The sequence below is a fragment of the Cellulomonas rhizosphaerae genome (assembly GCF_003470205.1).
Classification (GTDB): domain Bacteria; phylum Actinomycetota; class Actinomycetes; order Actinomycetales; family Cellulomonadaceae; genus Cellulomonas; species Cellulomonas rhizosphaerae.
The window spans coordinates 1-10,673 of the sequence record NZ_QWKP01000113.1 but is presented as its reverse complement, the minus strand read 5'-3'; the positions used below and the strand labels follow the sequence as shown (position 1 = coordinate 10,673).

Below are 10,673 nucleotides of genomic sequence, written 5' to 3'. Positions count from 1 at the left end.
GGGGCGCGGGCTGCTGGGCCGCGACCGGCTCGGTGACAGGCGCCGGCGTGGGAGCGGCGACCACCGGGGTCGGCTCGGACTCGAGCGGGACGAGCGCGGGGGCGTCCTCGACCTCCTCGACCGCGACAGGCTCGGGCTCGACGACCGGCTCAGGCTCGACGACTGCGACCGGCTCGGGCTCGACCGCGAGAGGCTCGGGCGTCGGCTCGGGCTCGACGGCCACCGGCTCGGGCGCGACCGGCTCGGCCACGGGCGCGACCGGCTCGGGCTCGACCGCGACCGGCTCGGACGCGACGGCAGCCGGCGCGACCGCCGGGATCGCCGCGGTCCCCTCGGCCGCCTCGGCCGGCACGAGCGAGACCTGCACGGCGGACGCGGCCGCGGCCCCGTCCCCGAGGGGCCACGCGCTCTCGTCGGCCGACGTCCCCGCCACGCGCAGCTCGATGGCCGTCGCGGGCTCGAGCACCTGCTCGGTCCACGTGGTCACACCGTCGGCGGTCAGCGTGCGCGACCCGACGGCCGACGACACGACGACCTCGACGTCCCCGCGCTGCACGATGTGCACGCGCTGACCCCGCACGGCGACCAGCGCGAAGCCGGGCAGCCCCTCGAACCCCTGCCGCGCGAGGACCGCGAGGGCGCCGAGCACGCCGTCGGCCCCGCGCTCCCACACGGACCGGACGGTCTCGGCGGGCACGCTCGGGTCGAGCAGGGCCACGAAGCCGGGGCACGCGACCGCGGTCCAGTCGCCGGGACGGTAGGCGGGCACGCTCATCGCGGCAGCTCCTCGGAAGCGGAAGAGGGTCGGATCCGGGGCACGGTGGCCCCGTGCAGCATCTCGTCCCACTGGTGGACACCGAGCTCGGCGCCCATCCGGGGGACGGTGATGTGGACGTCGTCGAGCTGGCCGGCGGCGGTCGCGACGTCGACGACGACCGCGCTGACGTTGTCGCGCGCGCCGTGCTCGAGGGCCTTGCCGACCAGCGTCGCAGCGGCCTCCTGCGCGTCCGGGACGGAGGCCAGCACCGCGGCCAGCTCGGCCGGGCCGAGCTCGCGCGTGAGGCCGTCCGTGCAGATGAGCAGGCGGTCGTGCGGCCCCGAGGGCAGCAGCCAGTAGTCGGGCTCGGGCTCGCCGCTGGTGCCGAGCGCGCGCGTCAGCACGTGGCGCTCGGGGTGCGAGGCCGCGTCGGCCACGTCGATGCGGCCCATGTCGATGAGCTCCTGGACCACCGAGTGGTCCACGCTGACCTGCTCGAGGCGCTCGTCGGACCAGCGGTACACGCGCGAGTCGCCGACGTTGAACACCAGCCAGTACGCGCCGCCCTCGTGGACGGTGACCGCGACACCGGCGACGGTCGTGCCGCCCTGGCGGCCGCCCGTGAACTCGCCGCGGATGCGGCTCGCGGTGCGCGAGAAGCACGCGTGCACGTCGTCGGCCGTGGCGGACGGCTGGCCCGCGAGCTGCGCGAACTCCTCCACCGCGATCCTGCTGGCCAGGTCGCCCGCGTCGTGCCCGCCCATGCCGTCGGCGACGAGGAACACCGGCGGGTACGCCAGCAGCGCGTCCTCATTGACCTCACGCACGAGCCCGCGATCGGTCGCGGATCCCCACGACGTGCGCATGGCCACCCCCTCGTGTCGGTCGCCGGGCGTCGGAGCCTGACGATTGCATCGGCGCACATCGTGCCTCACCTGAGGCCAGAACGGCACATCTGGCGGCAGAACGGGCGCTCGCGCGTCGGATCAGCAACGCGGATCAGATGCCCAGCTGGAACACGCCCCAGTAGGCCAGCACGACGAGCAGCACGGACGAGCCGACGACGACGGACCAGAACGCGACGGCACGCAGCACGCCCTGCGCGGACCGCCCGGCCGCGGCCAGCGCCTCGCGCTCGCGCTGCAGCAACAGCACGCCCGCGGCGACGGCGGCGATGCCGAGCAGGCGCACCAGAACCCACCCGCCCTTGACCACCCAGTCGTTGTGCGCGTAGTCGAGCGCGAGCTTGGCGATCGAGACGAGGTACCAGACGAGCGCGGCGACCGTGAGCAGTGCCCCGAGCGCGCACAGCACCATGCGGACCGCGACCCCGCGCGGGAAACGGTGCACCACGACGTCCGCACCGCCGCGCCGGCGCCGGACCGCCTCGACCACGCGCGCGGTCGGCACGAGTACCAGCGGCAGGACCAGCAACACGCCCGCGACCAGGACGGTGGCGATGACCACGTCGCCGTTGCGCAGCCAGCTCGGCTCCGGCACGGGCGCCGCGAGGAACTCCTGGGTCGGCTGGTCGCCCGCGATGTGCGGGACGGCCCCGGCGGTGGCGGGCAGGCCGAGCACCCAGCCGGACAGGTCGTCGAGGAAGCTCGTCGGCATGACGTCGTCGATCTTCATGCCGTGGTTCGCGCCCGCGTAGTAGCGGATCGTCACGTCGCCGTCGCCCGCGATCGCGGTGTCGCGGAGCAGCTGCTCCGCGCCCTGCACGATCGGCATCGAGGCGTCGCCCGTGCCGTACACCATGAGGATCGGCTGGGTCATCTGCCGCTGCCACGGCGTCACGTCGAAGTCGGCGTACTCGAACCCGCCGCCCGGCAGCGCCATCCCGACGGCGCGCGGGATCGCCCGGAACACCCCGTGCGGCACGTTGGTGTTGCGCAGGTAGTTGTCGGCCGCGAACGCGGCCTGCTCGCGCGGCGGCACCACGGGCGCGGACGCGAGCACGACGAAGCCGAGGTTCTTGTCCTTCGCGGCCATCACGGGCGCGATCCAGGCACCCTCGCTCTCGGCGTACACCCCGACGCGCGTCGGGTCGACACCCGCGTGCTTGCGCAGCACCTGCACCGACCTCTCGTAGTCGGCCGCCATCGCGACGTAGTCCCGGTGCCGCGCCGAGTACGTGTCGAGCCGCTTGTCCGGGACCATCGTGACGATGCCGGCCGCCGCCATCGCGGCCGTCTGGTCGCTGAACGCCGTCTCCGACGACCCCGTGCCCGCGCCGTGCACGAACACCACGCCCGGCATCGGCTCGGGCGCGCCGACGGGGACGCTGATCTTCGCCTGCACCGTGGTCCCGTCGAGCTGCACGGTCACGCGCTCGACCTCGACGGGGTAGGACTTCAGCGGCGGCGCGTTCGTGATCGCGGTCGAGGGGTTCTCGACGACCAGGGGGTCGGTCAGCGGGATCGGGTCCCACTGCGGGCCCATCACGGCCCCGAGGATCGCCAGCGCGATGACGCCCAGCGCGGTGCTCGCGACGAGCCGATACGGGCCCGTGAGGCGCCGCTCGACGAACGCGCGCGCGCCGGAGCGCCCGCGCCCCGCGTCGGCGGTCACCTCCTGGTGGTCCTGCTGCAGCACCTCAGAACCCGAGCCGTCCGAGCTGCTTGGGGTCGCGCTGCCAGTCCTTCGCCACCTTCACGTGCAGGTCGAGGTACACCTTCGTCCCGAGCAGCGCCTCGATGCCGCGGCGCGCCTGACTGCCGACGTCGCGCAGCCGCGCGCCGCCCTTGCCGATGATGATCGCCTTCTGGCTGTCGCGCTCCACGTAGAGGTTCACGCGCACGTCGAGCATCGCCGGGGCGTCGCCGAGGCGCGCGCGCGGCACGATCTCGTCGACGACCACGGCCAGCGAGTGCGGCAGCTCGTCGTGCACGCCCTCGAGCGCGGCCTCGCGCACGAGCTCGGCGACCATGACGATCTCCGGCTCGTCGGTGAGCTCGCCGTCGGCGTACAGCGGCGGGCCCTCGGGGAGGTGCCCGACCAGGACGTCGGACAGCGTGTCGACCTGGTAGCCGCCCACCGCGGAGACGGGCACGATGTCCGCCCACTCCCCCAGCCGCGAGACTGCCAGCAGGTGCTCGGCGAGGCGGCCCTTGGGCACCAGGTCCGACTTCGTGACGACCGCGACGACCGGAGTTCCCCGCCCGTCGGTGGCGAGCTGGGCCAGCTGCTCGGCGATGAAGCGGTCCCCCGGCCCGACCTTCTGGTCCGCGGGCAGGCAGAACCCGATCACGTCGACCTCGGTCAGCGTGTCCTTGACGAGCGCGTTGAGCCGCTCGCCCAGCAGCGTGCGGGGACGGTGCAGCCCGGGCGTGTCGACGAGCACCATCTGGGCGTCCTCGCGGTGCACGATGCCGCGAATGGTGTGACGCGTGGTCTGCGGCCGGTCGGACGTGATCGCGACCTTCTGCCCGACGAGCGCGTTGGTGAGCGTCGACTTGCCCGCGTTGGGCCGGCCGACGAAGCAGGCGAATCCCGAGCGGAAGGTCATGAGGTGGCTCCGTGGTTCTTGTCGTCGTGCGCGTCGTGCGAGCTGTCGCCCGGTTCGTCGTCCTCGTGACGCTCGACCTCGCTGACGAGGACGGTCGCCAGCCGTCGTCGGCGCCCCTCGACGCGGTCCGCGACCAGGTGCAGGCCGTGGATGTCACCGGCGGACCCGGGCAGAGGAACCTTACCCAGTGCCTTGGCCAGCAGTCCGCCGGCGCTGTCCACGTCCTCGTCGTCGACCTCGAGCCCGAACAGCTCGCCGAGCTCGTCGCGGCCGAGCCGCGCGGGCACGCGGTACACGCCGGGGGCGACCTGCTCGACCACCTGCGCGCTCGGGTCGTGCTCGTCGGTCAGCTCGCCGACGATCTCCTCGAGGGCATCCTCGATGGTCACGAGGCCCGCGATGCCGCCGTACTCGTCAACCACCATCGCGATGTGCGAGGCGCCCGCCTGCAGCTCGCGCAGCAGGTCGTCGACCGGCTTGGACTCGGGCACGAAGATCGCGGGGCGCACCAGGGTCGAGGCCGGCGCGTCGAGCACGTCGTCCGACTCGTCACGCTCGCCCGGCGCGATCGGCAGCCGACGCACGATGTCCTTGAGGTACAGCACGCCGCGCAGGTCGTCGACGTCGTCACCCGTGACCGGGACGCGCGAGAAGCCCGAGCGCAGCAGCAGCGCGAGCGCCTTGTGCACCGGCGAGTCGGCGTGCGCCGTGACCATGTCCGTGCGCGGCACCATCACCTCGCGCGTCAGGGTGTCGCCCAGCCCGAGCACGGAGCGGAACATCTCGCGCTCGTCGTCCTCGATCGCCTCGGACTCGCTCACGCGCTGCACCATGTCGCGCAGCTCGTCCTCGTCGTCGTCGATCGTGCCGCGTGCGCTGGGCGCGCCGCGGGCGATCGTCCCCGCGACCGCGGTGACCGCGAGCAGCGGCCCGGACAGCAGCACCAGGGTGGACAGCGGGTGCCGGCGGCCGATCGTGCGCGGGCTGACGCGGACCAGCAGGTAGGCGACCAGCGCGCACACCGCGACCGCGACGAGCCCTACGGCCCACCAGGGCAGCGAGCCAGACGCCACGACGAGGGTGATCCCGACCGTGGCGACCATCTCGGCGAGCAGCCGGACGAACGCGGCCGCAGCGGCGACGCGCGCGGGGTGCTCGACGAGGCGGCGCACGCGGTCCGAGGACGGGTGCCGCTCGGCCACGAGCTCGGTCACGGCGGCGCGCGAGACACGCAGCACGGCCACCTCACCGGCGGACAGCGCGGCGGCGGTGAGGATGCCGAGCAGCGCGACCACGACGAGAAGCGCGACGGGGACGTCGGTCATGCCGCGGCTGTCACCGACTCGCGAGGAACGTCAGCAGGAGACGGCGCTGGAGCGCGAACATCTCCTTCTCCTCCTCCGGCTCCGCGTGGTCGTAGCCGAGCAGGTGCAGGATGCCGTGCGTGGTCAGGAGCAGCAGCTCCTCCACCGTCGAGTGGCCCGCGGCGACGGCCTGGCCGGCGGCGACCTCGGGGCACAGCACGACGTCGCCGAGCAGACCGGCGGGCGTGGTCTCGCCGTCGCGCCCGGGGCGCAGCTCGTCCATCGGGAACGAGAGCACGTCCGTGGGGCCGGGCTCGTCCATCCACTTGACGTGCAGGTCCGTCATCACGTCCGTGCCGACCAGCATGATCGACAGGTCGGTCTGCGGGTGCAGGTGCATCTCGTCGAGCACGTAGCGCGCCAGGGCGGCGAACTCGGCCTCGTCGACCGCGAAGCCCGACTCGTTGTTGACCTCGATGCTCATCGGGGTTCTCAGCTCCTGTCCCAGCGCGCGTACGCGTCGATGATCTGACTCACGAGGCGGTGCCGGACCACGTCGGAGGATTCCAGCCGGCAGAACGCCACGTCGTCGACGCCGCCGAGGATCTCCTCGACGACGCGCAGGCCCGAGGGCTGCCCCGACGGCAGGTCCACCTGCGTCACGTCACCCGTGACGACCACGGTCGAGCCGAAGCCGAGCCGCGTGAGGAACATCTTCATCTGCTCGACGGACGTGTTCTGCGCCTCGTCCAGGATGATGAACGAGTCGTTGAGGGTGCGGCCGCGCATGTACGCGAGGGGGGCGACCTCGATGGTCCCGGCCTCCATGAGCCGTGGGATCGTCTCGGGGTCGACCATGTCGTGCAGCGCGTCGTACAGCGGGCGCAGGTACGGGTCGATCTTGTCCGACAGCGAGCCCGGCAGGAAGCCGAGCCGCTCGCCCGCCTCGACCGCGGGCCGCGTCAGCACGATGCGGTGCACGCGCCGCTCCTGCAGCGCCTGCACGGCCTTGGCCATCGCGAGGTACGTCTTGCCGGTGCCCGCGGGGCCGATGCCGAACGTGACGGTGTGCCGGTCGATCGCGTCGACATAGTCCTTCTGCCCCGACGTCTTGGGGCGGATGGTGCGGCCGCGGCTCGACAGGATGTTGAACGAGAGGATGTCGGCGGGCTTCGCGTGGGAGCCGGCCGTGAGCATCGAGACCGTGCGGCGCACGACGTCCGGGGTCAGGGGCGTGCCCGCGCCGGCCATCTCGACGAGCTCGTCGACGAGCCGCGCGACCAGGGCGACGTCGCCCGCGGGACCGGCGAGGCGGACCTCGTTGCCGCGGACGTGGATGTCGACCCCGGTGAAGCCGTCCTCGATCGAGCGCAGCACCTCGTCGCGCAGACCGAGGAGCTCGACCATCGAGACGTCCGCCGGGACGGAGATGCGGTGCTCGACGCGGGCGGGAGCGCCGACGGTGCGGGGTGCGGGGGTGGACTCGGCCATGAGCTCGGCAGGTGCCGCTGCGCTCCTTGCTTCTGATCGGTCGTCGCGGTGGACGTCTACGGGGTGAGTCTATCGAGCGCGTCCGACAGCGAGCTGCTCGATATCCGGGCTCAGCCCCAGCGGCCCGAGCGCTGGGCGAGCAGCGCGAGCGCCACGGGACCGGCCGTCGAGGTCCGCAGCACGTGCGGACCGAGCCGCACGGCGCGTGCGCCCGCGTCGGTCAGGCGTCGCAGCTCGTCGTCCCCGATGCCACCCTCGGGCCCGACGACGACCAGGAGCTCGCCGCCTGCGGGCAGCGCGGCCTCCGCGATGGGCACCGACGCCTCCTCGTGCAGCACGAGCGCCCCGCCCCCGGCCGCGACGACCTGCGCGATGCGGGTGGCCAGGGCCCTGCTGTCGACCGCGAGGCCGACCTCGGGAACCCACGCGCGGCGCGACTGCTTGGCGGCCGTGCGCACCGTGCCGAGCCAGCGCGCGCGGCTCTTGGCCGCGCGGTCGCCGCGCCAGACGACGATCGACCGGTCGGCCTGCCACGGCAGGACGCCGTCGGCCCCCACCTCCGTGGCCGCCTCGATCGCGAGCTCGTCCCGGTCGCCCTTGGCCAGCGCCTGGACCAGCACGAGCGGCACGGCGGGCGCGGGCTCGTCGACCCGCTCGATCACCTCGACGAGCACGCCGTCGGAGACGACCGAGGCGATGCGCCCGACGAGTCGCGCGCCCGCGCCGTCGACGACGTCGACCCGCTCCCCCACGGCCTTGCGCTGCACGACGCCCGCGTGCCGGCCCTCGGCGCCGTCGAGCAGCACCGTGTCACCGACGCTCGCGGCCTGGACGCGGGTGGGGTCGCCCAGGAAGACCGGCGCGCTCAACGCCCCGAGAGCTTGTCGCGCAGCTTGCCGAACACGCCCGAGTGGCTGGACGCGAGGCGCGCCTCGGGGCGCTCCTCGCCACGCAGCGTCGCGAGCTGGCGCAGCAGCTCGGCCTGCGCGTCGTCGAGCGCGGTCGGGACGTTCACCTCCACGTGCACGTGCAGGTCGCCGCGGCCGCCCACGTGCAGGTGGCCGACGCCGAGGCCCTTGAGGGTGACGACCTGGTCCGGCTGCGTGCCGGGGCGCAGGTCCACCTCCTGCTCGCCGTCGAGCGTGTCGAGCGTGAGGACCGTGCCGAGCGCGGCTGCGGTCATCGGCACCTCGAGCGTCGCGTGCAGGTCGTCGCCGCGGCGCACGAACGTCTCGTGCTTGCGCTCGCGCACCTCGAGGTACACGTCGCCGGCCGGGCCGCCGGCGGGGCCGACCTCGCCCTGGCCCGTGAGCTTGATGCGCGTGCCGGTGTCGACACCCGCGGGCACGTCGACCGACAGGGTGCGGCGCGAGCGCACGCGGCCCTCGCCCGAGCAGTCGGTGCAGGGCTCGGGGATGACCGTGCCGAAGCCGTGGCACGCGGCGCACGGCTGTGTGGTCATGACCTGGCCGAGGAACGAGCGGGCCACGCGCTGGACCGTGCCGCGGCCGTGGCAGACCTCGCAGGTGCGCGGCGACGTGCCGGGGCGGCAGCACGTGCCCGAGCAGGTCGGGCAGACGACCGCGGTGTCGACCGGCACCTCGCGGTGCACGCCGAACGTCACGTCGGACAGCTCGAGGTCGAGCCGGACGAGCGCGTCCTGGCCACGGCGGGCGCGCGGGATCGGGCCGCGCTGCGCCTGGGCACCCGCGGCGCCGAAGAACGTCTCGAAGATGTCCTGGAAGCCGAACCCGGCCCCCGCGCCGCCGCCGGCCGAGCCGTCGCCGCCGAGGTCGTACGAGCGTCGCTTGTCCGGGTTGCCGAGCACGTCGTAGGCGCGCGAGACGTCCTTGAACCGCTCCTCGGCGCCCGGGTCCTCGCCGGCGACGTCCGGGTGGTGCTCGCGGGCGAGCTTGCGGTACGCCTTCTTGATCTGCTCCGGGCTCGCGTCGCGCGGCACGCCGAGGATCTCGTAGTAGTCGGTCACAGCTCTCTTCTCGTGGTCACGCTCGGGCTCCTCAGGAGCCGGCCAGGATGCGGGTCAGGTAGCGGGCGACAGCGCGCACGGCGGCCATCGTCCCGGGGTAGTCCATGCGGGTGGGGCCGATCGAGCCGACGCGGGCGATCGCGCCGTGCTCGTCGCCGTAGCCCGTGGTCACGAAGCTCGTCTCGAGCAGGCCGGCGTGCTGGGTCTCGCGGCCGATCCGGACCGAGACCGTGGCCTCGTCCTCGGCCATCTCCGAGAGCAGCCGCATGAGCACGACCTGCTCCTCGAGCGCCTCGAGCACGGGGCCCAGGGTCCCGACGAAGTCGGCGCCGCCCACGCGGGCCAGGTTCGCGGTGCCGGCGAGCACGACGCGCTCCTCGGACTCCTGCGCGAGGGTCTCCTCGATGATCGTGACGACCGACGCGACGAGCGAGACGTGCACGGGCTCGAAGGCCGCGGTCAGCGTGTCGAGCGCACCCGTCAGCTCCGAGAGGCGACGACCGGCGACGCACACGTTGAGCTGCACGCGCAGGCGCGCGACGAGCAGCTCGTCGAGCTCGGCGTCCGTCTCCAGGGTGCGCTGCTCGACCCGGCCGGTGTCGGTGATGAGCACGACGAGCAGGTGGCGCGGGCCGACGGGCACGAGCTCGATGTGCCGCAGCGCCGAGCGCCGCAGCGACGGGTACTGCACGACCGCGACCTGCTGCGTCAGCTGCGCGATGAGGCGCACCGAGCGGTCGACGACGTCGTCCAGGTCCACCGCGTCCTCGAGGAACGAGCCGATCGCGCGCCGCTCGGGCGCCGACAGCGGCTTGACCGTGGAGAGGCGGTCGACGAACACGCGGTAGCCCTTGTCGGTGGGCACGCGCCCGGCCGAGGTGTGCGGCTGCGCGATGTAGCCGGCCTCCTCGAGGGCGGCCATGTCGTTGCGGATCGTGGCGGGCGACACGCCGAGCATGTGCCGCTCGACGAGCGCACGCGATCCGACGGGCTCCCGCGTCGCCACGTAGTCCTCGACGATGGCGCGCAGCACGTCCAGGCGGCGGTCGTCGCTCACGGTGCACCCTCCTTCGTCGAATCCTCCGGCCTGACCGCCGGTCGTCCAGCATGCGTGCCAGACCGGTAGCACTCTCGGTCTGCGAGTGCCAAGCCTACGCCGCCACGCCGACACCTACCGGCTCGTGCCCACGCTGGGCGACCTAGGGTGTCGGGCGTGAACGACGACCGCTACGGCTCCGACGTCCTGGGGGCGGGCTCCGCCGCCACCCACCACCGACCCGCGCGCACGTCGCGTCCGCAGCCCGCGGACCGCGGGCTCGTGGTCGAGGAGGTCACCACCGGCTGGGTGGGCGCCGTGACGCGCGTCGAGAAGTCGGGCGGTCAGCACGTCGTCGTCCTCGAGGACCGCCGGGGCCGCACGCGCACGTTCCCGCTCGGGCCGGGGTTCTGGGTCGACGGCGAGCCCGTGCTGCTCACGGCGCCGGTCCGGCAGACCGCGCCGGCCGCGCCCACCCGCACCGCGTCGGGCTCGGTGGCCGTGCACGACGCGCGCGCCCGGGTGGCCCGCGCGAGCCGGATCTGGGTCGAGGGCAAGCACGACGCGGAGCTCGTCGAGAAGGTCTG

Annotated in this window: 10 protein-coding genes and 1 pseudogene; 1 reads left to right on the top strand and 10 read right to left on the bottom strand. The window is 73.8% G+C overall.

Annotated features, from left to right (window positions below):
- From D1825_RS02815 to hrcA, 10 genes and pseudogenes are all read right to left on the bottom strand, one after another.
- Window positions 1-775 (bottom strand): annotated as a pseudogene (locus tag D1825_RS02815) (hypothetical protein); the annotation flags it as partial.
- Entirely contained in the window at window positions 772-1,623 is an 852-nt protein-coding gene (locus D1825_RS02810) for a PP2C family protein-serine/threonine phosphatase (protein ID WP_118765963.1), read from the bottom strand. The pseudogene D1825_RS02815 and the gene D1825_RS02810, both read right to left, overlap by 4 nt.
- Before the next feature lie 133 nt (window positions 1,624-1,756).
- A complete protein-coding gene (locus tag D1825_RS02805; RefSeq protein WP_325051456.1) occupies window positions 1,757-3,355 on the bottom strand; it encodes an alpha/beta hydrolase family protein in 1,599 nt (532 codons plus the stop codon).
- Between the two features lies 1 nt (window position 3,356).
- A complete protein-coding gene (gene era / locus D1825_RS02800; protein WP_118765962.1) occupies window positions 3,357-4,268 on the bottom strand; it encodes a GTPase Era in 912 nt (303 codons plus the stop codon).
- Window positions 4,265-5,593, bottom strand: a complete 1,329-nt coding sequence (locus D1825_RS02795; protein ID WP_118765961.1) for a hemolysin family protein — start codon at window positions 5,591-5,593, stop codon at window positions 4,265-4,267. The genes era and D1825_RS02795 overlap by 4 nt, the downstream gene beginning before the upstream one ends.
- Window positions 5,594-5,603: 10 nt before the next feature.
- On the bottom strand, window positions 5,604-6,056 hold the full coding sequence (gene ybeY / locus D1825_RS02790) for an rRNA maturation RNase YbeY (RefSeq protein WP_118765960.1): 453 nt from the start codon (window positions 6,054-6,056) through the stop codon (window positions 5,604-5,606).
- A gap of 8 nt (window positions 6,057-6,064) precedes the next feature.
- Window positions 6,065-7,063, bottom strand: a complete 999-nt coding sequence (locus D1825_RS02785; protein WP_118765959.1) for a PhoH family protein — start codon at window positions 7,061-7,063, stop codon at window positions 6,065-6,067.
- Window positions 7,064-7,173: 110 nt separating this feature from the next.
- Window positions 7,174-7,932 carry a 16S rRNA (uracil(1498)-N(3))-methyltransferase gene (locus tag D1825_RS02780; RefSeq protein ID WP_118765958.1) on the bottom strand — a complete coding sequence of 253 codons (759 nt, stop codon included), beginning with the start codon at window positions 7,930-7,932 and terminating at the stop codon, window positions 7,174-7,176.
- The gene (gene dnaJ, locus D1825_RS02775; protein ID WP_118765957.1) at window positions 7,929-9,050 is read right to left on the bottom strand and encodes a molecular chaperone DnaJ; all 1,122 of its coding nucleotides are present in this window, start codon (window positions 9,048-9,050) and stop codon (window positions 7,929-7,931) included. The genes D1825_RS02780 and dnaJ overlap by 4 nt, the downstream gene beginning before the upstream one ends.
- A 31-nt stretch (window positions 9,051-9,081) precedes the next feature.
- Window positions 9,082-10,107, bottom strand: a complete 1,026-nt coding sequence (gene hrcA, locus D1825_RS02770) for a heat-inducible transcriptional repressor HrcA (protein WP_118765956.1) — start codon at window positions 10,105-10,107, stop codon at window positions 9,082-9,084.
- Window positions 10,108-10,263: 156 nt separating this feature from the next.
- Between hrcA and D1825_RS02765 the strand changes: the two genes are divergently transcribed.
- Window positions 10,264-10,673 (top strand): DUF3097 family protein (locus D1825_RS02765; RefSeq protein WP_118765964.1); only part of this gene is annotated, 410 nt, incomplete at its 3' end.

Bases quoted from the DNA above. Each gene is read 5' to 3' on its own strand.
- D1825_RS02810 (WP_118765963.1), bottom strand. From the start codon at position 1,623: ATGCGCACGTCGTGGGGATCCGCGACCGATCGCGGGCTCGTGCGTGAG.
- era (WP_118765962.1), bottom strand. From the start codon at position 4,268: ATGACCTTCCGCTCGGGATTCGCCTGCTTCGTCGGCCGGCCCAACGCG.
- D1825_RS02795 (WP_118765961.1), bottom strand. From the start codon at position 5,593: ATGACCGACGTCCCCGTCGCGCTTCTCGTCGTGGTCGCGCTGCTCGGC.
- ybeY (WP_118765960.1), bottom strand. From the start codon at position 6,056: ATGAGCATCGAGGTCAACAACGAGTCGGGCTTCGCGGTCGACGAGGCC.
- D1825_RS02785 (WP_118765959.1), bottom strand. From the start codon at position 7,063: ATGGCCGAGTCCACCCCCGCACCCCGCACCGTCGGCGCTCCCGCCCGC.